Genomic DNA, 23,936 nt, shown 5'->3' with positions numbered 1-23,936 from the left:
AGGCGGAACCCCTGGCAGCCGGAGTGCGGCAATTTAACCTAGCTTAACAATACGAATACTGAGATAGGTTAGGTATCAATTAAGTTAGTTTATTAGTGTTGAGGGGTTGTTTTTTAGCAGTTAACCCGTGATAATGTAAAGTATTACTGTTTCAAACAGAATTTGGGAAGTAGCGCGCTTGGCTACTCAGTTTCGTTGTGTGGTGGGGCCCAACGGTAGGAGGAAATTATGCAAAAGAAACAAACGAACGTTAAAATTGTGACGATTGCTGTCTTTGTGGCAACGTTCATGTCCGCCGTAGAAGGGACCATCGTCTCTACCGCAATGCCTACCATTGTTGGGGACCTGCGCGGGGTAGCCTTAATGAATTGGGTGTTCTCCATCTTCTTATTGACCAGCGCGATTGCGACGCCAATTTATGGCAAGTTGGCTGATACCGTTGGCCGCAAGTCGGTCTTTCTTGTGGGACTCTTGATCTTTGTCATCGGTTCAACACTCTCGGGGATGTCACACAGTATGGAGACGCTAATTGCTTGGCGCGCCTTGCAAGGAATTGGTGCTGGCGCTATCATGCCGGTCTCCTTTACGATTCTGGCAGATATCTACCCGGTAGAGCAACGGGCCCGAGTGATGGGCCTCAACGGCTCTGCCTGGGGAATCGCCGCTGTTGTGGCGCCCCTGTTAGGTGGGTTCATTGTTGATCAGCTGAGCTGGCACTGGATTTTCTTTATTAACATTCCGATTGGTATCATTACCATGCTATTAATCTGGTTCTACTTGAATGAAAATATCGAGCGTCAAGCATTCAGTTTGGATTGGGTCGGATGTATCTGGCTATCCGTTGGCTTACTGGCCGTGATGTTGACCTTCCAATTATTAGGTGAAGGTGACCTCAATTTAACTTGGGTTGTGGCTGGCTTTATCGTGGCGATTGCGGCATTCTGGCTATTCATTCGTCAAGAGAAGCGGACAGCCGATCCTTTGATTCCCATGGCTCTGTTTGCCAATCGAACTTTCGTCGTCCAAAACCTCATTGCGGCGCTACTGAGTGGCTTTATTATGGGATTTGAAGTGTACTTGCCTACTTGGACGCAGGGATTGTTAGGTTTGAAGGCTTCCGAAGCCGGTTTTGCAATCACGCCCAGTTCTTTGATGTGGATTGTGGGGTCCTTTATTGCCGGTAAATTATTAATGAAACGCTCCCCTTATCAGATTGTCAATATTAGCCTGTCACTCGTATTGGTAGGGGCCGTGATCATGGCGGTGATTCCTGCAAGTACGCCGTTCTGGAGCTTCTTTATTATCGCCGCGATCTGTGGGACCGGATTCGGAATTACCATTACCACAACGACGGTGACCGTACAGAGTAAGGTGGCGGTTGACGAAATCGGGGTAGCCACGTCATTTAACACGTTGGCCCGGACCTTAGGGCAGACCGTCATGGTTTCTGTATTAGGAATCATCATGAACCTGGCGATGGCGCGTGGTGTGGCACAACATGCGGGCACTAATTTGGCGATGATGAATAAGTTGATTAACCCACAGACGGCTAAAGACTTGCCAGCCAACCTTTTGCCAACACTTCATGGTATTCTATATCAAGGGTTGCACGTGATCTTCATTGCCGGCGCTCTGTTGATCGTGATCTCATTTATCGTCAACTTGTTTGATCGGCGAGAGACCCAGAGCCTGAATGACCATCAAGCGTAATTATTCCCGTTTTAAAGATGAATACGTTATAATAGTTCTAAATGACCGAGAGTGGAGGCGAAGAAAATGTTCGAAAAAAATCATGCACGTTATGCCAGTTACGGGACCGTTGCGGTTCTGCCTGGCGACATGATCGACGCCGTATGGAAGATTATCGACCATGATCTCCAGGGAGTCTTCCCGTTGGAAAATCTGTTGACCTTTAAGTTACACAATAACCAAGGGACGACAACGTTTGAATACGTGCAAATGGATGACGATGATCAACCAGGTGCATTGAGTGCGGGATTTGATACTCACTTTGCCTATGCTCCTGCGCTGCCAGACACTGTCTTGGCATACGATGATGGCGACAGCCAGATCATCTTGTTGCCTTCTGAAACTGCAGATCGTTAAATTAAGGACGCCGCTGAGCTGCTCATTGAAGTAGCTTAGCGGCGCTTTTTTTAATTCGACCTACAGAAGACATCCTGTACAGCACGTTGTTTCATGCTGCAATGCGATCAGACTGCCGCCTTACCGTTCGCCAAATTTGAGCTGGATCGCTGTGGGCAGGACGGCTCGAGCCATAGAGCGGTCTCGAACCTCGCTTTGAGCCGAAAAAACACGTCTCAAAGACGCCATTTACCAAGAAAGTCACTTGGCAAATCCCACGGCTGAGCTCAAATTTGACTCACTCACGGCTACGTGGAGGTTATCATTTACTATTGCTGAAACGATCCATCAATTATTTAAGTCATATTCTGTCCAAAGACTAGCTTAACCAGAGGAGGGCGGGATGGCGCCAGCTGTGTCGATGGTGTTAACCCATTCTGGTTAGGTGTCAAACTGAGTTGGAGGATTGCTTCTCAGGCCACGAACGGGCCCCGTAGCGGACAAAGTTTCTGACGGCCGGACTGTATTAGGTTACGGTGACCATCAAATACATTTCTAGATAATAAAAAGTCCCTCTAAACTACGCGTTGGCATAGTTTAGAAGGGCTCTTTTTAGTTAAGACCGTTGTTAGACCGTTGTGTCGGTACGAATGTCTTTTAGGGCATCGTCAATTTGGCTCAAGACGATTTCGGTGTTGCCAGGTTGATCGAGGTCGTACTTTTGTAAGTCGATCTTGATCTTAGGACTGATATCGTAATCGGCAAACCAGCCTTGGTAAGCCGTCCACATCTTCTTGTAGTAAGCTTCCAGTTCAGGATTGTTATCGAATTGTTCGTAATCACGCCCACGCTTCTTGATACGGTGAAGAATGGTGTCAAAGTCAGCATCAGCGTAGACTAATAAGTCTGGTGCTTTCTTTGGAAGTTCGTCCAGTTCGTTCATCATGTTGTCGAGAAGTTGTAAGTAAACCTCGAGCTCCGTATCCGTGATGTTACCTTCCGCATTGTTTTCTCGGGTGAACAGAGCGTCTTCATAGATCGAACGGTCGAGAACATTGTTATCATCCGCGAGCGCCCGCTTAATCATGCTAAACCGTTTGTTTAGAAAGTAGATTTGCAGAAGAAAGCCGTATTGCTTGGGATCGCGGTAGTAGAGTGGTAACACTGGGTTATCACCGACCGGTTCGAAGAATGCTTGCGTATTTAAGTGTGATGCGATTTTTCCAGTTAGAGTCGTTTTGCCGACTCCGATCATTCCAGCTGTAATTATCACCATGATAGCCCCTCTTTTATTAGAAATACAAGATATAGTGTACCATAAAATGACTGACTACTAAATCTGCCAGGAAGAAAAAATTCCGCCATTTCCAGTACTTTGGTCATTGTTGTATAATGAAACCGTTGGTATTAGTGGAATAGGAGGTTGATTAAATGTATCAAGCAATCGTCTTTTTTGATTTGGATGGTACCTTGTTTGACGATAACAAGAATGTCTTACCGACAAGTATCGCAGCCATTCAAGAAATGCAACAACATCATATTCTACCAGTTATTGCGACTGGAAGAAACATTTTTGAGATTCAATATGTCTTGGATGCGACAGGAATCGACGCGGTCGTCAGTGCTAACGGCAGTTACGTGCAGTATCAAGGCAAGAAACTAACGGCGGCAGTGATTGACCAGCAAACGTTGACCGCCATTACCGCGTTTGCTAAAGAACAGGGTGATCCGTTAGGGTACTTTAATAACCGCGGATTTCGGCTCAGTCAGGCTAATCAGGATACCACGGATAACTTCAAGCTGTTGCGCTTAGACGCCCAGGTTGATCCGACTTGGTACTTACACCAGGATATTAATTTCTTGAATGTCTTTAACCGCGACAAAGAGAAGCTTTACCAAGAAAAGTTTGCGGGGATCCTCTCGTTCGTCCGGAATAATCCACGGGCACTGGATACTATGCAGACCGGGATCACCAAGCAGACGGGGATTCGGACATTTCTCAAAGAGGCCGGTCTTGCTGGTATTAAGACTTATGCCTTCGGGGACGGGTTAAACGATCTCCAAATGTTTGATGAGGTTGATATTCCTATTGCCATGGGGAATGGGGTCTTCCAGGCCAAGAATAAGGCAGCTTACGTCACGGCTGGCAATATGGATGATGGCATTGTCAAAGGGTTACGGCACTTTGGCCTGATTCAGTAAATTAAGTGTGAAATTGAATACGATTCATCGGGGCTACCGTGGCCGCTGGGTACTGTTAATTCTGAAAAAGTACATTTAGTCGCGGTAGCTTTTTGATGGCCTAAAAAGGGCATTTTAGAGCCGAAATGAGGGCGAAAAGGGTGAGGGAACAGCTAGTCAGTTGGCGCGTGCTTCTCTGATACAAATTTTAGCTAGAAAAAAGCGGCCGTGACAGTTGTCCCGACCGCTCCATAATTATTCAGTTGAACTGGGGTGCCCCAAGGCTAACCCAAAGCTTTTTCAATGTTGGCCAAGGTGACATCAGCGGTGTTCGCAAAGACCATGTCAGCAGCACCGAGTTCCTTAGCGTCACCAATCCCCAGCGAGACTTCTCCCGCAGCATTGATAGCTTGGACGCCAGCTGCGGCATCTTCAACGCCAATGCATTGACTGGCGGGGAGATTTAGGAGTTCAGCTCCCTTGGTGTAGATTTCAGGATCTGGCTTGCCGTGAGTCAAGCTGGCAGGATCGACCACCTTAGGGAAGTAGTCCGCCAGTTCCAGTTTGCTCAGAACGCGTGGCGCATTTTTGGAGGCAGAGGCCAGTGACAGCAAGTACCCCTTGGCACGCAGATCGTCCAGAAAGGCCTTCATTCCAGGAAGAATGTTGGCCGGCGTCATCTTGTCGACTTCAGCCACATAATTGGTGTTCTTCTTGGCGGCCAGTTCTTCCTTTTGGGCCTGCGTGTAGTCGTTTTCCTTACCACCGGCCTTAAGAATCATTTCCAGGGAGTCCATCCGGCTGATCCCTTTGAGACCATTGGCCAGTTCGGTATTCCAGGCGACGCCCAGGTAATCGGCTAGTTGATGCCAAGCGGTACCGTGCAGAACTGATGTATCCGTAATAACACCATCTAAATCAAATACGAAACCTTTAATATCAGCAAACTTTGTCATAGCAAAACACTCCTTAATATGTGATCGTTACTGGTTGGTGCGGTTTTAGTGAAACTTGGTGTTGACCAATCGTTAGTGTAGCCGCGTGGTCAGCTGCCACCTGAACTTGATGGTGATCAATGTCAAAGTGGTACCGAATCCCACGAATCAGCTGGTTGAAATGCATGGCTTGCCAGTGTTGTGGCAAGTGGGGGGTGACGGTAAGCTTAGGGGCCAGCACATCTACCCCTGCGTAATGCCGTGTGGACATTAGCGTGACCGCACCTATGACGCCTAAGTGGACCCCTTCGGCCGTCGTGCCACCTTGAATGTCGTAATAGTCGGACAGTAAGGCTTGCGAGAAGAGCTGCCAGGATTGGTCCATATTGCCAGCCATTGCGGTTAGTACGGCGTAAACAATGCGTGACAGGGTGGACCCGTGTGTCGTGCGGTCAAGATAGAACTGAAGATTCTTCAGCAGAGCCTGTCGTGGTAGGTCATAGCCTAATTGTTTGAGTAGGCCCATCACTGACTCGGTGTCCAGGCTGTAGAAGGCCATCAGAGCATCCGCTTGTTTGGCAACTTGATAAGCGTCAGGTGTCTTACCCTCGGCCTTTAAGATCCGATCCATGCGGGAAATATCGCCATACTTCTTCTGGTACTTACGGAAGTCAAGTTGTGGGAGCTTGAAATAGCCCTCAAATTGACCGATGATGCCGTCAGCATTGATATCCAACTTCAAGTGGTGACTGACCGCGGTCATCTTTTTAGTCAGCTCTGAAGTGAGACCCGTCTTCTGGTCGACGGCTTGGACGTCGGCTTGAGGCAAGGACTGGCGCAATGCCGCGAGTTGATTGAATAGCCACGTGACCATCAGATTCGTATAGGCGTTGTTGGCGAGACCCGTTGCATTGGCGTTGGGATAATTTTCGTGGAATTCGTCGGGACCCATGACTTGATCGATGGTATAGCGCTGAGTCTGTTGATCGAATTTAGACTTGCTGAGCCAGAACTGAGCGATCTCTTCGAGCATTTCCAAACCGTAATGGCTCATGAAGTCTTGATCGCCCGTGATCCGGGTATACATGATGACGTTGTAGGCCACGGCCAATGAAATATGACGCTGCAGTGATGAGTAATCAGGATCCCAGGTGTTGGTCATCGGGTTTAGGTGAACGACTTGGGATTGTTCATCACCGGTCGCGCCGGATTGCCAAGGATACATGGCACCGGCAAAACCGGCGTCCTGAGCGTTCTTCTTAGCGGCGGGCAGTCGACGGTAGCGGTACATGAGCAACTGTTTAGCCAACTGCGGGTCGTGTGCGGCGAAGACGGGGAGATCAAACATCTCGTCCCAGAAGACGTGACCACGGTAGGCTTCGCCATCGAGTCCCCGTGCGTTGACGGACGCGTCGATCTTGCCAGAAGCGATGGCCTGCGTTGAGATGAAGAGGTGGTACAGATTGACCCGGGTGAGCTTTTGCGCGGTAATATCACCGGTAATCTGAATATCCGCATCTTGCCAGCGTTTCTGCCAATAAGTTGTGTTGCTGCTTAAGGAATCAGCAAAGTTGGTGCGTGGGAGTTCAGCACTGGCTGCGGTCATGAGGTCGTCTGAAGTTTCGCGTTGCGTGAAGAGGACCACGTTCTTTTCAAATGTATAGGTGTGGTTAGGTTCAACGGTCACGGAGCGCATCTGTTGGATATGTTGTTCCGCATTAGGTCGTACGTCAACGGGAGCAGCGAGTGCCTTGCCGGGTCCAGTGAGGTGGGAACCGAGAATGAGACCAACTTGAGACGTTCGCGTTTGCCCCTCTAAATAAATGGTATCGGGTTGTTGCCCGGTTCCTGTGATTTTGAGGTGCCGCTGATCAAAGGCCGCGTAACGGGCAACGTTAGCATTGATGACACTACCGTCAATTTCTGAGTAAACTTGGAGGCTGCCGGCGAAGTTCAGTGGCGTGATGCTATATTGGATACTCAACCGATGCCAGTCGTGCATGTTGGCTAGTTTCGTCGTCTTGATTTGAAGACTGTGACCAGTGGACAGTTGAACCAGCATGGTCGTGGTCAGCGCACCCGTATGTAGGTTGAGACTACGATAGATGTCTTGGATGTCACTGGCCTTAATCTGAAATGGATTCTGATGATCGACGCCAAATGTCAGAGCTTGGGCGTTGGGGAGGTTCACCAGATCTTCGTTAGTCACCTGACGGCCATTAATATTAGTGGTTAATTGATCATAAAGTCCGGCCGTGTACATGCCAGGATAGTTGTCTTGATCGGCATGAGCTTCCGTGTACGCCCCGCGCAGGCCGAAGAAACCGTTACCAACTGTCAGCATGGCTTCTTGACCATAGTTGCGTTTGCCCTGGTACTGACCGTAATAGTCAAGGTGCCAAGTGAGGTAATCGCGCTTGGCCTTCAGAGCAGCGTCTAATCCTTGTTCAGCAATAGCTTGGCTGCTGACAACGGGGATGTTTAACATATTGGTAATGGCTAGGCCAATATCGATGCGTTGGTGATTAATCCCAACGACGGTATCCGAGAAGGGATAGCTTAAGGCGTTGTCGACAATGGCAGCGTCAACATCTAACCCAACGAGTTTGACTCGTAAGTTTTCGAGGTTTTCGCCAATACCTTGATTGCTATTGTAGGCAATCGTAAATTGGCGTTGAGCCGCTGGTTGACCTGCAGGCGCATAACTCACCTGCAGGGAATCGTCTAAAACGTGCAACGTAATTATTTTCAAGCTAATCGGCTTCCTTTCTACTAAGAATTAGCGAACTCATTCACTATTAATCTTAGGTTACCGACTCACAATAAGCAATTAATTCCCCTTAAATTCGGTGAAAAATCGGCAAGAAGGAACGCTTAAATGACGCAGTTGCAAGCGATTGCACAATTTTGAACAATCCTGGGTGGTTCGACCAATTGTTGGTGACTGGGGGATGAAAATTAGTTTCGATAAATGAATGAAACGTGGTAAGCTCATATCAGCAGAGTGAAAGGAGATACCGTGCATGAAAGTATTGACCATGAGCTTAATTTTTCTCGCAACCGGACTGATTATTGGGGGGACGATGTGGGGCCTGCTTGCATGGACGCTAGTTGGCTGGGCCAAGGTCCTATTTGGACTAGGGGGCCTGTTGATTGCCACGCTCGTTAATTTCTACTTGTTTTGGAAGCTGTGGCCGCACCGCGCCTTTGATGATGACGATGACTGATAACCCGTAAAAAAGGGCATAAAAAAAGCCATTACGATAAGTCGCAATGGCCAAAGAGTAAGGTTACAACATAATTGGGGGATTATGTTGTAAAAATTTCATCTACTTTGGGGGAGTAAAATGAAATCTGTCTGTTGAATGAGGACAGAAGCCTCACGAGGAAGCTGAAGGTTAGTTCAAACTTACCCGCAACCCTATAGTACCGCAGAATGAGAAAAAATGCCATTAAAATATAAATATTTGGCAAATTTATTGCGGGATTTCGTTGTAAACTATTAGACAGCGGTAACCTAGGCGTCGTCTGGGTTTGTTTGGAGAAACAACAAATAATATTGAGGGAATGATAGTGTGGCGGAGAAAATAAAACAACCGAGTTATTGGAACTTTGGTTGGGTGCTGGTCATGATTGTGGTGACGTCAGTGGTTCAGATTCCACTGGGGTTCATGATGCGCGGGCCGGTTGTCCAACGAGGATTATGGGCAGCAGCTTATCTGCTGGGATTTATCGTCGCCATTGGACTCGGCATCTGGATCTTCAGGAAGACACATACCAGTCGGTGGCAGTCGCTGACGACACAAGATTGGCGGCTAATGATTAAGGGTTACCTCTTTATCATTGTTGTGGAGATCCTGTTGAATATGGTCAACAATATTTTCTTTAATGAATCGAGTACCAAGAATAATACATTGATTGCAACGATCATGGGACATAGTACGTTGACCCTGGTTATGTTGAGTTTGACGGCCGTATTTGCTTCACCCATCTTGGAGGAGTTAACTTTTCGGGGGATTTTAGTGGGTGGTTGTTTTCCCGCAACGTCCTTTTGGTTGCCCGTCGTGGCCAGTGGGGTGGTATTCTCACTGGTTCATCAGAGTGATAATATTGTCAGCTGGCTGATCTATGCGATCATGGGCGGCACGTTTGCTTACATTTACCGGAAGACGGATAAGCTTCAGACGACGATTATTTTACACGGATTCAACAACTTAATTGCCGTGCTACTGATGATTCTGACGTTACGGCATTAGCTTGGAAAGGTAATACGTGAGATCAGTTCTCGGACAGCATTGACACTAAAGCTAGGCAACTTGGTGATCCTTTCGCCTTACCGGTCGGCAGATATGGGCTGGAAACGGTGCGAACGACGTGCCTGAGCCCATATCTGCCGACCTCACGGCTGACACGGTGTTCCTAGTTAGCTGAGATAGTGACTGTCAGGGTCGTTATAGTTAGAATGAAGTCACTAAGTCGTCATGTTTTCCAACTATTGTTATGGTGAATCTAATGGCGAGAATACTTATCAATAGCAATTAAAAAATGGCCAACGCACTCAAACCTGGGGGCGTTGGTCATTTTTAGTTAACTTTATCGACTTCTTTGGTAATTAAGCGGCGGTGGCTCACGTTGTCAAGCTGCTCCTTGACGGTGACTAACTCGGACATCATTGAGTCGATTTCGTCGCCGGACATCCCCAACAGGTTTTGACACTGGCCAATTCGTGAGTAAACTTCATCACGCTTAGTTGTAGCCATTTCCGTTAAATGAATGAGGACTTGACGTTCGTCCGTTTGACTGCGAACTCGGCTGACCCAGCCTTGCTTTTCGAGCCGCTTCAGCAGTGGAGTTAATGTACCACTGTCGAGCTCTAGCCGGTCACCTAATTGATGAACCGTCAGTGGGGCTTTTTCCCAGAGCACCAACATTGCGATGTACTGAGGATAGGTTAAGCCAAAAGGTGCAAGGGCGCTTTGGTAAAAATGGTTGAACTTTTTACTAGCTGAGTAAATGGAAAAACACAATTGTTCATCTAATAATACAGGATTGACGTCTGCCATTGCATTGGCCTCCTTTCGTTTACTTTCCAGAGTATTGTATACAATTAAATTGCCGCTGGCAAGCAAAATTACTTATTTGATGGGTGATGGTCATTATTGGTAGAAAATATAATGAGAAGTGAAACTAGCCGCTTTAGATTAAACGTAACATCGAGTTAATTATATAGCATATCGACATACAAGTTCAATGTTTATTGGTGGAATACATTTTATCGCCGAGTCCAAGCAAAATAGTAGGACTCTATGGTAAATGGTATGTGTCATTATAGTCTGGCGACTGACCCTCATTGCGGCTATAGAAAGATAGCGAATAAATTAATTAACTGAGGTGCATACGAGTTTGTGAACTTATGATTAAATTGGTCAATTAAACACCCGGTTGACGAGCCTGTTTAAGTATACCAGAAGATTGGTAAATGAAAAGGTAATTTTTATGAAAAGGATAATGAATAAGTGCAGGTGGAATTGGGGGAGTCGTGAGGTTTTGATTCAGAAAAATAGGAAATAAAAAAAACTCATCAGACCTAAGTCCAATGAGTTCTTTTCAAGTTATTCATGATGCCCCGAGCAGGATTCGAACCTGTACTTGATCTCTCAAACAGCGACCTGAACGCTGCGCGTCTGCCAGTTCCGCCATCGGGGCAACTCAACAACAAGTAATATATTACACTATCCGTGTATAAATGTGAACCCTTAATTTAAAAAAACTTTATTTAGGGAACTTAACCGCGGTACCGTAGCCGTGAACGACTAAAAATTTAGGGGCAACATTCATTTGGACGACCTCTGTATTGAAACGCACTTCGATGAGGCCATCGGCACCTGCTTCCTGTGCCTGTTTCATGAGTTGCTGTTTGGCCTCGTCGAACAAACCATCAAACAGCTCAAATTGATCTGGTTTTTCTGACCGTAACATCGTGTGCGTTGTAGCCGTTAGAATCCCCTGAATAGTGTGGGAACGATTTAACCCACCGGTTGTCATGAACATATGTAGTTCCTCCTCATTGTAAAGTCTGGTAACGTCGTTGTAGCACCAGCATGATGGCTGCGCCAATGACGACGCCCAGACAATTCGTGATTACATCATTAATATCAACCCAGCGTCCCAAGCTAACTAGCCGATTGAAAAGGGCTTGGCCGGCTTCGAGCGTCAAGCCGACACCTAACCCGGCCAGTAACCACTGACGCCAGCGATGATGACTGTGGTCATACTGCCAGATGATCCCTTGGGGAACCGTCATTAGGATATTTAGCCAAAACGAAGTGTCGATGCTAGCCGGTTGTAGCGGCCAGATCACCCAAATACCCCCGGCCCACCAAAACGTTTGAATTTGGCCGACGCTGTTACCGAAGCTCAGGGCGACTGGCGTCCACGTTAAGGTGCTTAATCCCCAGCACCCAAGCCACCACCAGATACGCCGCCGCTGTGCATGTTGCCAGTCCCGAAGACTCAGGCTGACCCAAAGGATGCTGACTAAGATAAATGGTAGCCAACGAATCATATGACTCACCCCCAATGCTTCCAGTATACCGGCTTGATGGGGGCGGAACAATTGTTTTGAAAAAATAAATGTGACGGAGTGATTTTGAAAGCATTAGGCCCATTTCAGCGGCTGAGATCACTTGAAGACCGACTTGCCGTATTTTTTGACCATGGACTTGTGCCAGTCGGCATAGGTGAGGTAAGGCCCCATCTTGAGGGCGTCCGTCTGAGGATCACGGTATTGACGGTCATTGTTTTCGGGCAAGTCGCCAGTGCAGGGGCTGGCAATGCAGCGACAGCCGTCGTGAAATGGGGGATAGTTGCGGCCAGGCCGGGCTTCGTCCGTGCGGTAGATGCGGCCGTCACGGGCACCGCAGTCGGGACAGGTCTGACGATCAAGCTGACAATTAATTTGATAATAGTCAGCGTACGGCGTTGCTGCCGGGGCTGCCTTAGCGGGTTTGGGGTGATTGAGGCCAACGAGTCGACCGATTTGCGGGAAATACCAGAAGATCAGTGCGAGCACGAGCGCAATTATCGTGGACCAAGTGATGGACTGGTTCAGCGCGAAGAAAGCTACGCCAAAGATGACGTCGAGGATTAAGAAGACGACGACACTGGTTGAAAGGTCACTTTTATTTTTCACGAGACACCTCCTGAATAAGCTCTTGCCAAATATTATACACGTTAAGGTTGCCAGATTTGGCATGAATGACGCACTTTGTATAATTTTTACGGAAGTGGGCGGCGGTACCGTGTGAATGCGTAACCCTGAATTTTTAGGGCAACTAGGGTAAAATGAAAACACTGACTAAACTTGAAGGGAGTCCCAATATTTATGTCAAATCACTTACCATCAGCCATTAAAGTGCGGGGAGCAAGGGTCAACAACTTGAAGAGCCTTGACGTTGACATCCCCTTGAATCGTTTCGTTGCCATTACGGGGCGCAGTGGTTCGGGAAAGTCGTCGCTTGCCATGGGAGTGCTCTACGCCGAGGGCGCCCGCCGGTACTTGAATGCCTTGTCGACATTTACCCGGCGGCGGATCAATCAGATGGGGAAAGCTGCGGTTGATTCCGTCGAGTATTTGCCATCAGCCTTAGCGTTACGTCAGCGGCCAGCCGTGCCGGGAGTACGCTCGACGGTCGGTACGATGTCTGAGAGCCTCAACATCTTGCGGCTGGTCTTTTCGCGACTGGGCTCGCCAGTCTGTCCGAACGGTCATCAAGTCCCCCCAACTTTAGAAGTCGCCGAAAATGATGGCTATGTGATTTGTCCAACCTGTGGCGTTCGATTTCGAGCCCCGGGAGCCGAGGATTTTGCCTTCAATTCTGACGGCGCTTGCCCGACCTGTGACGGTTTAGGGGAGGTACGGCAACTGGACGCGACCTTACTGATTGCCAATGAAGATCAGACTTTGGAAGAGGGTGCCGTAGCATCGTGGCATCTGCCGGGGCGTAACTTCATGCCGATCGTGGCGAATGCAATTGGGATTCCCATTGATGTGCCCTATAAGGACCTTAGCGCTGCGGACAAGCAACGGGTGCTGCATGGAAAGAAACAGACCGTGGCGATTAACATTCCCAGCAGCAAGGGTAAAATTTTCCATATGGACAATGCAGTCTATGAGAACGCCTTTGCCGCCGTCGAGGATAGCCTGGCGACGACTAAGAATGAGCGGACCATGGCGAAGCTCAACAAGTTTTACACCTTTGATACGTGTCCGACTTGCCAGGGAACTCGACTCAATCCGGAATTGCTAAAACAAACGCTAAATGGTAAAAATCTGGCCGAAGTGTGTGCATTGCCGGTGGATCAATTGCGGACCTTTGCGGCGACAGTCGTGGATTGGTTGCCAGCGAAAATGCATCAACTGGGGACCAACCTGATCGACGAGTTGCTCTTGAGTTTACAACCCATGGTGGACTTGGGATTAGACTACCTGACGCTCGATCGTCCCGGAAATACCTTGTCCACGGGAGAACTGCAGCGGATTCAATTGGGACGGACCCTGCGTAGTGCGACTACGGGCGTGCTTTATGTGCTAGACGAACCCTCTGTCGGCTTGCATCCCGCTAACGTGACGGGCTTAATTAAGGCTTTTCGGGGGCTAGTGGCGCAAGGCAACTCCGTCGTGGTGGTTGACCACGATACGCGAATCATTGGCGCAGCGGACGATGTGATTGAAATCGGGCCAGGTGCTGGTAAGAATGGAGGCACCGTTGTCGACCAGGGAACGGTGACGGAGATTGCCCACAGTCAGCGGTCATTGATTGCACCATTTTTAAACGGCACCAGTCAACTGCGGGAACGTCCGCAGCTCAGTGAACAAGCGCTTTGGCAAAAGGGAAGTCTGGCGTTGGAGGTTCAGCACCGGTTTAACATTGACGATGTCGCCGTAAAGTTCCCTAAGAATCGACTGACCACGGTGACGGGGATGAGTGGCGCCGGTAAGACCACCCTGGTATTAGATAGCTTGATCCCCGGTATTGAGGCGGAAGTGGACCACCGTCCCTTGCCGACGCACGTCAAAGCCCTTGACCGAGCAGGAATTCGGCACGTGGTGAAAGTGGATTCCGTGCCGGTCGGAAAAAACGTGCGGTCCACGGTCGCGACGTATACAGATATTTTGAACCGGCTACGCAAGCTATTTGCAGCGACACCGGCGGCCCAAAAGCAGGGCTATACCAGCAGTCGTTTCTCCTATAACGTTAAGGCTGGCGCTTGCCCCATGTGTGGGGGAACCGGCCAGATCTCGTTAGATGTTCAATACTTGCCAGATATTACGGAAGTTTGCCCGCAGTGTCATGGTCAGCGCTACAATCGCGAAACGTTGGCGGTCAAATGGCATGATTACAGCATTGCCGATGTCTTGGCGTTATCCGTCGACGAAGCCTTGCCGATCTTTGCGGCTGAGGCTGGTATTTCGCAGACCTTGCAAACCCTACATGACATGGGATTGGGGTACTTGTTGTTAGGTGAAAGTACGCCCGCGTTGTCCGGTGGTGAGGCGCAACGACTGAAATTAGTTTCTCGAATCGGTAAACGTCAGAATGGGACGCTATTCATCTTTGACGAACCGACCGTAGGATTACACCCACTGGATATTCAACAACTGGTCAAAGTCTTTGATCAGCTGCTTCACCAGGGCGCGACGGTGATCGCGATTGAACACGACTTGGATTTAATTGCCAATGCGGATTACGTCATTGATATGGGACCCGGTGGTGGCATTAACGGCGGTAAGTTAGTCGCCACGGGGACGCCGCTAGCAGTCAGTGAGAATCCGGCCAGCGTGACTGGTCAATACCTGAAGGCGGAACTCGATTTATTCACCGCATAACTGGTAACCTAAACCAGTCGCCTGCGGCTGGCAGAGATTCCGCCTGCTGTGGGGGACCGCCTGCGGCCTGAGAAGCGGTCCTCCGGCTCGGTTTGAAACCTGACCAAAACCGTCAGTTTCCAAACGCATCCCACGCTGTAAGCCGAGAATCGGCTAACACCGTTGTCACAGCTGGCTCCATCTCTGCCCTCCTGCGGCTAAGGGAAGTCGTTGAGTTCTGAGTTAGCTTGAATGGATGATAAACTAGATTCAGTCGGCAAGGAGTTGACCACCGTTACGTAGCCGTGAGTGAGCTAAATTTGAGCTCAGCCGTGGGATTTACCAAGTGGCTTGCTTGGTAAATGGCGCCTTTGAGACGTGTTTCTCGGCTCAAAGCGAGGTTCGAGACCGCTCTATGGCTCGAGCCGTCCTGCCCACAGCGATCCAGCTCAAATTTGGCGAACGGTAAGGCGGCAGTTCCATCCATGTTGGCTATCGAAATCACTGTTAGAACCTAAATGTTTTAGTTAACGACGAAAAAGAGCGTCAGCGGAATGATTCCGCTGACGCTCAATTCGTTTAATTTAGAGTTTCTTACTAATACGATATTTTTCGCTGGCCGCGTGCCCAGTCTGACCGTTGTTTAACTGTGATTCAGCTAAGAAGATATCAAAGGAAGGTTCTCCCTTTTCACTCTTCACAACCAAAACATGACCGGAATCGGTGTGCCGCGCTTGGTAGATCTGCGCCGTCTGCACAGCTTCATGATAATCGTGAAAGTTACCAATTGAATCGCCGGGATTAAAGAGTACAACTTCATCCATCCTAATCATTCCTTTCAGGGCTAGTTGCTAATTTCATTATACCGCACTTGCTCTGAAAACGATATCATTTCACAAATTATGGTCCATCTTAAATGACAGCGCGGATTGTTCTGCGTTGGTACAGAGTAATTTTCCCGCTTGGGTCTCAATCTCCGTGGCAAACGTGGTGGCTGTGGTGGCGTTGAATTCTCCCAGCGTTGAAGCATTGGGGTGGGGCAAAGCATCTCCCACAACTAAGCGTTGAATCCCCAAGGCTTGCGTGTGCTTAAGAAAATTACTGATTTGCTCACGATTTTGGTGATAGTGAGCTTCACCGAGGGTCTCCAAGAGCTTGCCGGCCCAGTAAGGATTCTGCGGAGAGAAGGTTCGGTTGTCCGCGTGATAGCTGGCGCTGAGCTGATCGCCACTGGCGTAGAAGGGAACGTACGGATTAAAGGCCGGATTCCCGAAGCATTGCCAGATAATCCCGGCTAGACTGGGAATGACGTGGCGCCTAATTTGTAAAATATGGGAATTTTCAGTCCGTGACAGGCCGATTGCGCGGTAGAGGTGTTTCTCCGTGGTGGTCCCGGTTCCCAGCGGATCGTAGGGCGTCTCCTGATAGTGCGATCCCAATAATTCGGCGACGTCGGGGACGCTGATTTTACGTTCGGCGTGTCTTAGAAATGGCAGTTCCTGATCCGTGGGATTTTCGAAGGCACTGGGCGTAAACAGCTTGTGGCCATACCAGACGCGCGGGGTGTTGTAGTGGGCGTCAAAGGTCGATTGGGTGCCGAAAATATGGCGCGAATTGAACCGGTTACCATCGGGATTGAGGTGATTGGCTTGAACGAAGTGCCGGATGCCAGTGGAAGTTAAGAAGTCGCCGGGCCGGTCGAAATCAATGTCTTGAATCGCTAACTGATTCGCTACCACGGCGTACATGTCGTCAGGAATCCGTTGAGCAACCCAGTGGTGACCACTCACAATTTCCATGTACCAGACCTCGTCCGCATCACTAAAGAGAACGCCGTTGGCCTCCGCTGCCCCGTTGGTTTCTACGAGGTGGCCCAGCCGCTTGATACCGGCCTGAGCGGAGTCGATGTAGGGCAGAACGACGGTGACCATGGCATCCTCGGCGATTCCATCGCCGACCAGCGGATCGACACCGAGAACCCGGCTGTTAGCGTAAGCTGATTCGGTGGCGCTCATCGCCACGTTGTGGGCATTGATCCCGCTTTCAGCGTAGTCACCTTCGCTCGGATCGGTGTCCGGCACGGCGGTGTATTGAGCCGCATGGACGGGTAAAGTGGTGGTGAACTGATTGTTTTTGGACACAAACGTGGTGTCTTGGTTCTCGGTGGCCGGGTAGACGACCGCCTGTTTAGGCCAGATGGCGACGCCGTTATCCTCGTTACGGGCAATCAACGGGCTACCATCAATTGTGGCGTGTTTTCCAGCTAGAAATGACGTGCAAGCTTGGTGCGTTTGACGAAGCATAGGGGTTCCTCCTCCGGATAAAGTGCGTCAATTTATAAATTTTACTATAGCATATTTTAATGGCGTGAGGCGTTTGTCACCGGTTGGCGGCAATATTTTGCTAGAATGGGTTTTGGATAGAGTCATTTTAGAAGATAATGATCAACCAGCCGTGAGTGGTCAGTCCTAACTGAATCATGGCTGGCTTAATTAAAGGGAGATGTCGTAATGGAACATGGACAGGCGCATGAACATTCGATTGAACGGGAGCTAGAGTGTGTCTCACAAGTTCCCATATTTCAGCGTCTTTCCGCGGATCAGATGATGTCGGTCGCACAGGTTACCCGACCGATTCACGCGGAAAAGGGCGGAACTGTCTTTAGCACGGGGGAAGTCTCGCAGACGCTGTACATTGTCAATCAAGGGCAGGTACGGCTGTATCATTTGGCCGAGGATGGTCGTGAGCAGGTCCTGCGGGTCCTCAATCCGGGGGACTTCATTGGTGAAATCGCACTATTTACGGATGAAATTCACTCATCTTACGCGGAAGCCACCAAGACCACCGAGCTGTGCACGATTTCTCGCTCGGCGTTGACCGCACTGATTAAAAAAATGCCGCCCTTATCGATGGCATTGTTGGGCGCCCTAGCCGATCGACTTAAGGTCGCTGAACGCCAAGCAACCTTGTTAGCGATTCCGGACGCATTACCACGTTTGGCCGGTTACTTACGAGAACTCAGCGGTCATACCGCGGGAACCGTGGATTTGCCGATGAGTAAGCAAGACTTAGCGGCTTATCTGGGGATGACACCCGAATCGCTCAGCCGCAAGCTTCGTCAGTTAGTGACGGCGGGTATTATTGAAACGATCGGTCGCCGGCAGGTCAAAATAACCGACGCCACCAAGCTAGGGGATGTGGCCCCGGCCTAACGCATTTTCAGCGAACCGTTTAAGAATCCTTAATAATATGGTATTCCCGAAATAAATTTGCTAAAATGATGGGTGTTGTGTTTCATTTAAATATTAATGGACGACCAAATTAGACATGTTTTACTATTAAAGAGGAAAAAGGGGATACGCACATGTGTGGATTCGTTGGCTATGTGAACCAAAAAGATGTTCCGGCTACCACGATTAATAATATGGCAGACCGAATCAAGCACCGGGGACCAGATGACGAGGCTTTCTTCAGTGATGATCAAGCCGTGATGGGGTTCCGACGCCTATCAATCATTGACTTGGCTCACGGGAAGCAACCCATGTATAACCAGGACCAGACGAAGGTTCTGACCTTCAATGGTGAAATTTATAACTATCAAGAAATCCGGGCAGATCTACAAAAGCTCGGCTACGAATTCAAAACGGATGTTGATTCAGAAGTCCTCATTCACGGTTACGATGCTTGGGGTCCTAAGCTGTTGGACCGGTTACGGGGAATGTATGCCTTCGCAATCTACGATAAGACCAAGAACGAGGTTTTTGGTGCCCGGGATCATTTCGGGATCAAGCCCATGTATTACTACGATGATGGGAAGACCTTCCTGTGGGCTTCCGAAATTAAGGCATTCTTGGAACATCCTAACTTCAAGAAGGAATTCAATGAAGAATTATTACCAATTCATTTGAGTTTTGAGTTCATTCCTTCACGCGATACGATGTTTAAGAACGTTTACAAGGTATTACCAGGTCAATATTTCATTCACCGGGCAAACGGTGAAACGGAAACGCACCGGTACTACAAGTTCAACTACGATCACATCGACAACAGTCAAACGGTCGAAGAAGATGCCAAGAAGATTCGGGGAATCGTTGATGAATCCGTTAAGGCACATATGATCGCCGACGTTGAAGTCGGTAGTTTCTTGTCCAGTGGGATCGATTCATCCTACGTGCTGAACGAGGCTTCTAAGTTAAAGCCGATCCAATCCTTCTCCTTAGGGTTTAAGAACTCCAAGTATAGTGAATTGAGTTGGTCTACGGAATTCGCCAAGGAAATTAAGCAAAAGAACACACCGTTGTACATGACGGGGGATGACTATTTCGACATCCTGCCAACCATCATGTATTACATGGATGAACCACTGTCCAACCCTTCAGCGATGCAGCTGTATTACCTCTCCAAGGGGACGCGTCAGTCCGTTAAGGTGGCGCTGTCTGGTGAAGGGGCCGATGAATTCTTCGGTGGGTACAACACGTACCTTGAAGCCATTCCATTTGAACGTTACCAAAAGTGGGTGCCTAAGGGTATTCGCAAGATGTTGGGTGGCATCGCCGAGAAGTTCCCTCGTTTCCACGGTCGCCGCTTCTTGGTTCGGGGCGCACAGCCGCTGAGCGAACGGTACTACCGGGTGAACTACGTCTTCGACTATCATGATCGGAACAAGATCTTGAAGAATCCTAAACTGAATCGGGACGCTGGTGCCTACACGAAGCACCTGTTTGACGATGTTAAGGGCTTAGACGAAATGACGCAGATGCAGTACTTCGATATCAACACCTGGTTGCCTTATGATATCTTGCACAAGGCCGACCGGATGAGCATGGCGAACTCGCTAGAAGTCCGGACGCCACTGGTGGATAAGGAAGTGGCTAAATTTGCTGCGACGATGCCAGTTAAGACGCGGATTCACGCTGACGAAACTAAGGTATCATTGCGGACGGCTGCTGAAGCTGAACTGCCAGAACGGGTTGCCAAGAAGGAAAAGATGGGCTTCCCATCCCCAATTGCAACGTGGATTAAGACGGAACCATACAAGTCACGGATTATTGAAGCCTTCAATTCTGACGTGGCCCACAAGTTCTTTGATACTGAAGCCTTGATGGATATCCTGCGGGAACACATCAACGGTAAGTCCAGCATGCAAAAGATCTTTACAATTTACACGTTCATTCTGTGGTATGAAGTTTACTTCCCAGAAGAGACGACGGCGAAGACCATTGATTTGGTTCACCGGACCCAAGTTTAATATTTAGCGGGATGCCAGCGATGGCTAACCGATAACGCTCAAGGTTGCTATTGGACTCGTCCGCTAACAACCTTGATTGCGTTTTAATAGAAAAAAGTAGTTGTGAAGGGACGTTAATTCGTTATGGAAAATAATGGCGTAAAGTTCACCCCCATTCTGTTGGGGAGTGATTTCAACGTTTATGGAATGGCACGGTCGTTTTATGAGTTGTATCACGAACCCGTTCAGGCCTTTGCTAGTATTCAGCTGGCCCCAACGCGGTACACCAAAGTGGTCAATCTAGAATTAATTCCCGGGTTCGATGAGGATCCTGTCTGGATTGAGACCATGCGTAAATTGAAGGAACGGTACGCCAATCACCCAGAACCAGTCATCTTGATTGGCTGTGGGGATGGCTATGCCGAATTGATTAGTAAGCATAAGGCAGAGCTTGAGGATGTCTTTATTTGCCCATACATTGATTATGACAAGTTACGGCATTTAAATAACAAGGAAAACTTCTACAAGGTTTGTGACAAGTATGATTTGCTATACCCAGCAACACGAATCATCACTAAGGAAGAGGCCACGGCTGGCAACGTCGAACAACCTTTTGACTACCCAGTTGCTTTGAAGCCGGCCAACAGTGTCGAGTGGCTCGACGTTCATTTTGAGGGGCGGAAGAAGGCTTTCCGGATTCAAAGTGAAGCTGAATTCAAGGATATTGTGGGTAAGATCTACGCGAACGGGTACACGTCCGATTTGATCTTACAAGACTTTGTTCCGGGTGACGACAGTAACATGCGGGTGCTGAACGCCTATGTTGATCAGCACCATCACGTGAAAATGATGTGTCTGGGCCATCCATTGTTGGAAGATCCAGCGCCATCGGCTATTGGAAACTACGTGGCGATTATTCCTGAATATAACGAAACGATTTACCACAATATTCAGAAGTTCTTAGAAGCCATCGAGTTCACCGGTTATGCGAACTTTGATATGAAGTACGATGTGCGCGATCAAACCTTTAAGTTGTTTGAAATCAACCTGCGTCAAGGACGAAGCAGCTTCTTTGTAACCTTGAACGGCTATAACTTAGCTGACTGGGTTGTCAAAGACTATGTCAAGAATGAGCTGGTGGATGCGCCAACCGTTTATGGAAACCAAGACGAAGCCCAGCATGCATTGTGGCTAGGGGTGCCGGTCAAGGTGTTTAAGCGGTATACGCGTGAAAATGCCGATAAGGAACGGGCATTGAAGTTGATTGCTGCGGGTAAATACGGGACGACTTACCGGTTCGATCAGGATATGAATCTGAAGCGGTGGGCCTTGATCCAGTGGATGCAGCACAACTACACCGTGAACTTTAAGAAGTATTTCGCAGAAAACAAGGGGTAATTACCATGCAAAAATTCTTTACGATTATTGGCGGCATGGGAACCATGGCCACCGAAAGTTACGTGCATCAGTTGAACTTGCGGACACCAGCCCACGCTGATCAGGAGTATTTGAATTATATCTTGGTTAACCATGCGACTGTTCCCGACCGCACGGCCTACATTTTAGATCACAATCAGCCGAGTCCGTTGCCGAGTCTGCTAGAAGACATCCAGCAACAGAGTCAGCTGCGGCCGGCGTTCTTTACGTTGCCTTGCAACACGGCTCACTATTTTTATGAGGACCTGCAGGCAGCAACCGACATTCCAATTCTGCATATGCCCCGGGAAACCGTTAAAGAGGTTAAACGGCGCTATCCCAAGGCTCGCCGCATCGGGATTACCGGTACGCGAGGGACGATTGCGGATAAGATTTATGAGCACGAGGTTCAGGCGGCTGGCTTGGAACCCGTGTTGCCGACGGAAGCGATTGAGAATGAGACCATGGATTTGATTTACCACAGCATCAAGGAAAACAATACGGTTGATGCGGAACTCTATCATCGGATTATTCGCCAGATGATAGACGAACAGCATGCCGATGTGGTCATTCTGGGCTGCACTGAGCTTTCCTTGGCTCAGGAACGCGAACCAGAAACCACGTTACCAACGGTGGATAGCCAATCGGTGTTGGTTGATCGGACGTTGGAGTTGGCGTTGAAACAACGGCAATAGATGTGAGATATGTACAAATTTAAGTAGTCGAAAAAAGTAGCTCCTTGTTAGTGAATGTTGATGAGGGAAGATTTTGAGGGGGTCAATTCGTTTATGAATTGACTCCCTTTTCTGTACCTTGATTTTTGAATTTGAATTGAATTCTTTGGATGAAGGTTACCCAATTTCAATAGCCATAAGTAGTCTTTCTGATCTGCTTAATCCTGCGATTGACGTCTTCAAGAGTGCTGTTGGAAATTGAGTATGTGTCATATTTTGAATGATCTGCTTTCTCTAAATAAAGGCCATAGTGGTTGTCAGGAGTTGAGGACTGGCATGCGCAATTTCACTTAGTTATCATTGACAACAAAATTAGATGAGTGTACTATTAAGCCGTTGAAAGCGCTTTCGACAGAAAATGTTAACGTGTTCATTAATGATAACTTTATATTTATTCAAAAAGGAAGCGTTCCTTGTGGAAAAATCAACTAGTACTGCTACCGGTCAAAAGGGGAGTTTCAAGTATATTGTTGCAGTTGTTTTGATTGCAGCGATTGGTGGTTCACTCTTCGGCTATGATCAAGGGGTAGTTTCAGGTGCCCTCAGTTTTTTCAGTGTACATTTTAGCATGTCACAGGCTACTGTCGGTTTTGTCTCTGGTGTTTTGGCGTTAGGTGCAATGGTTGGATGTGTTGTTGCAGGTTGGATGAGTGATCGTACTGGACGGAAGCCTGTTATGGTTACTGCGGGAGCTCTTTTTACGATATCCAGTTTGCTGTTAGCTATATCTCAGACTGTAACTGTCCTGGTTATTGGACGAGTTATCTCTGGGTTAGCAATTGGAATGGCATCAACCATAGTTCCACTCTATATTTCAGAAGTAGCGCCAGCTAGACTTAGAGGAACATTGGTTAGTGCCAATCAGCTGGCCTTCGCTATTGGAATGACAACAGTTTACATAGTTAATGCAACTATTGCTAATTTAAATTCAACCGCTTGGAATACAACTATGGGCTGGCGGTTCATGTTTGGTTCTGGGATGGTTCCTGCCATCATTTTCTTTGTTTTGACGCCTATTATTCCGGAAAGTCCCCGATACTTATTTGGGCGTGGAAAAGATGACAAGGCACAAAAAATTTTGACTCGTATGAATGGTTCTGAATCTGCTAAAAAGGAAAGCAACACGATTAAACAGTCTCTCAAGGGAGAAAATAAAGGACTGCTTAGGGAGCTGTTTAAACCGGGCGTTCGTTTTGCCTTGATGATTGCGCTGTTAGCTGCGGCTTTTCAACAGCTAACTGGTACCATTGCGGTCGGTTATTATGCGCCTATTATTTTCCAAAAGACAGGGATTGGTACTAACGCATCACTAATTGAAACTATTGGTATTGGTGTTGTTAAAATTATTTTCGTGGCAATATTTATGGTATATATTGATACCTGAATTATTCACCAGAAACTCCAAAATCCCCATCAAACACATGATTCAAGTGCTTGATGGGAATTTTACGTTTTCACCTTTTAAGTGCAGAAAAAGAGCCTCAGCTCTG

20 protein-coding genes and 1 tRNA gene are annotated in these 23,936 nt (G+C 48.3%); 11 read left to right on the top strand and 10 right to left on the bottom strand.

Going from position 1 to position 23,936, the window contains the following annotated elements:
• The first annotated feature begins 228 nt into the window (after positions 1-228).
• Together HF569_RS10140 and HF569_RS10135 are read left to right on the top strand one after the other, a co-directional pair.
• Positions 229-1,710, top strand: coding sequence for an MDR family MFS transporter (locus tag HF569_RS10140; protein ID WP_168902326.1), 1,482 nt, complete (start codon positions 229-231; stop codon positions 1,708-1,710).
• Positions 1,711-1,776: 66 nt separating this feature from the next.
• On the top strand, positions 1,777-2,106 hold the full coding sequence (locus HF569_RS10135) for a DUF960 domain-containing protein (protein WP_168849252.1): 330 nt from the start codon (positions 1,777-1,779) through the stop codon (positions 2,104-2,106).
• A 607-nt stretch (positions 2,107-2,713) separates the two neighbouring features.
• Here HF569_RS10135 and HF569_RS10130 read toward each other — a convergent pair.
• A complete protein-coding gene (locus HF569_RS10130) occupies positions 2,714-3,361 on the bottom strand; it encodes a deoxynucleoside kinase (RefSeq protein WP_168849253.1) in 648 nt (215 codons plus the stop codon).
• A 155-nt stretch (positions 3,362-3,516) separates the two neighbouring features.
• Here HF569_RS10130 and HF569_RS10125 point away from each other — a divergent pair, with 155 nt between their 5' ends.
• Positions 3,517-4,287, top strand: coding sequence for a Cof-type HAD-IIB family hydrolase (locus HF569_RS10125; RefSeq protein WP_168902325.1), 771 nt, complete (start codon positions 3,517-3,519; stop codon positions 4,285-4,287).
• Between the two features lie 263 nt (positions 4,288-4,550).
• Here HF569_RS10125 and pgmB read toward each other — a convergent pair whose 3' ends face one another.
• Positions 4,551-5,222 carry a beta-phosphoglucomutase gene (gene pgmB, locus HF569_RS10120; protein WP_168902324.1) on the bottom strand — a complete coding sequence of 224 codons (672 nt, stop codon included), beginning with the start codon at positions 5,220-5,222 and terminating at the stop codon, positions 4,551-4,553.
• Between the two features lie 13 nt (positions 5,223-5,235).
• The gene (locus HF569_RS10115; protein WP_168902323.1) at positions 5,236-7,953 is read right to left on the bottom strand and encodes a glycoside hydrolase family 65 protein; all 2,718 of its coding nucleotides are present in this window, start codon (positions 7,951-7,953) and stop codon (positions 5,236-5,238) included.
• 271 nt (positions 7,954-8,224) lie between these two features.
• On the opposite strand from HF569_RS10115, the gene HF569_RS10110 reads away from it, so the two are divergent.
• On the top strand, positions 8,225-8,428 hold the full coding sequence (locus HF569_RS10110) for a hypothetical protein (RefSeq protein ID WP_168902322.1): 204 nt from the start codon (positions 8,225-8,227) through the stop codon (positions 8,426-8,428).
• Positions 8,429-8,776: 348 nt separating this feature from the next.
• The gene (locus HF569_RS10105) at positions 8,777-9,457 is read left to right on the top strand and encodes a type II CAAX endopeptidase family protein (protein ID WP_332870973.1); all 681 of its coding nucleotides are present in this window, start codon (positions 8,777-8,779) and stop codon (positions 9,455-9,457) included.
• A 327-nt stretch (positions 9,458-9,784) separates the two neighbouring features.
• On the opposite strand, the gene HF569_RS10100 is transcribed toward HF569_RS10105, so the two are convergent.
• The 5 genes from HF569_RS10100 to HF569_RS10080 all read right to left on the bottom strand — a co-directional run bounded on the left by HF569_RS10100 (position 9,785) and on the right by HF569_RS10080 (position 12,393).
• A complete protein-coding gene (locus HF569_RS10100) occupies positions 9,785-10,264 on the bottom strand; it encodes a MarR family winged helix-turn-helix transcriptional regulator (RefSeq protein WP_168902321.1) in 480 nt (159 codons plus the stop codon).
• Between the two features lie 559 nt (positions 10,265-10,823).
• A tRNA-Leu gene (locus HF569_RS10095) sits at positions 10,824-10,907 on the bottom strand.
• Between the two features lie 66 nt (positions 10,908-10,973).
• On the bottom strand, positions 10,974-11,252 hold the full coding sequence (locus HF569_RS10090) for a heavy metal-binding domain-containing protein (RefSeq protein WP_168849258.1): 279 nt from the start codon (positions 11,250-11,252) through the stop codon (positions 10,974-10,976).
• 13 nt (positions 11,253-11,265) lie between these two features.
• On the bottom strand, positions 11,266-11,766 hold the full coding sequence (locus HF569_RS10085) for a VanZ family protein (RefSeq protein WP_168902320.1): 501 nt from the start codon (positions 11,764-11,766) through the stop codon (positions 11,266-11,268).
• Positions 11,767-11,883: 117 nt separating this feature from the next.
• On the bottom strand, positions 11,884-12,393 hold the full coding sequence (locus HF569_RS10080; RefSeq protein WP_168902319.1) for a minor capsid protein: 510 nt from the start codon (positions 12,391-12,393) through the stop codon (positions 11,884-11,886).
• Positions 12,394-12,585: 192 nt separating this feature from the next.
• Between HF569_RS10080 and HF569_RS10075 the strand changes: the two genes are divergently transcribed.
• Positions 12,586-15,090: an excinuclease ABC subunit UvrA gene (locus HF569_RS10075; RefSeq protein WP_168902318.1), complete on the top strand. Its 2,505-nt coding sequence runs from the start codon at positions 12,586-12,588 to the stop codon at positions 15,088-15,090.
• A gap of 563 nt (positions 15,091-15,653) precedes the next feature.
• On the opposite strand, the gene HF569_RS10070 is transcribed toward HF569_RS10075, so the two are convergent.
• Together HF569_RS10070 and HF569_RS10065 are read right to left on the bottom strand one after the other, a co-directional pair.
• Positions 15,654-15,893, bottom strand: a complete 240-nt coding sequence (locus HF569_RS10070; protein ID WP_168902317.1) for a hypothetical protein — start codon at positions 15,891-15,893, stop codon at positions 15,654-15,656.
• A 69-nt stretch (positions 15,894-15,962) separates the two neighbouring features.
• Positions 15,963-17,372, bottom strand: coding sequence for a C69 family dipeptidase (locus tag HF569_RS10065; protein ID WP_168902316.1), 1,410 nt, complete (start codon positions 17,370-17,372; stop codon positions 15,963-15,965).
• A gap of 207 nt (positions 17,373-17,579) precedes the next feature.
• Here HF569_RS10065 and HF569_RS10060 point away from each other — a divergent pair, with 207 nt between their 5' ends.
• From HF569_RS10060 to HF569_RS10040, 5 genes are all read left to right on the top strand, one after another.
• Positions 17,580-18,281, top strand: coding sequence for a Crp/Fnr family transcriptional regulator (locus HF569_RS10060; protein WP_168902315.1), 702 nt, complete (start codon positions 17,580-17,582; stop codon positions 18,279-18,281).
• A gap of 152 nt (positions 18,282-18,433) precedes the next feature.
• On the top strand, positions 18,434-20,317 hold the full coding sequence (asnB, locus tag HF569_RS10055; protein WP_168849265.1) for an asparagine synthase (glutamine-hydrolyzing): 1,884 nt from the start codon (positions 18,434-18,436) through the stop codon (positions 20,315-20,317).
• Positions 20,318-20,440: 123 nt separating this feature from the next.
• On the top strand, positions 20,441-21,694 hold the full coding sequence (locus HF569_RS10050; protein WP_168902314.1) for a carboxylate--amine ligase: 1,254 nt from the start codon (positions 20,441-20,443) through the stop codon (positions 21,692-21,694).
• Between the two features lie 5 nt (positions 21,695-21,699).
• The gene (locus HF569_RS10045) at positions 21,700-22,407 is read left to right on the top strand and encodes an aspartate/glutamate racemase family protein (RefSeq protein WP_168902313.1); all 708 of its coding nucleotides are present in this window, start codon (positions 21,700-21,702) and stop codon (positions 22,405-22,407) included.
• Positions 22,408-22,861: 454 nt separating this feature from the next.
• Positions 22,862-23,830, top strand: coding sequence for an MFS transporter (locus HF569_RS10040; protein ID WP_332870972.1), 969 nt, complete (start codon positions 22,862-22,864; stop codon positions 23,828-23,830).
• The last annotated feature ends 106 nt before the right edge of the window (positions 23,831-23,936 follow it).

It is taken from the genome of Levilactobacillus tujiorum (assembly GCF_012641185.1).
In the GTDB taxonomy this organism is placed as follows: Bacteria; Bacillota; Bacilli; order Lactobacillales; family Lactobacillaceae; genus Levilactobacillus; species Levilactobacillus tujiorum.
This window is presented reverse-complemented; position numbering and strand designations above follow the sequence as displayed.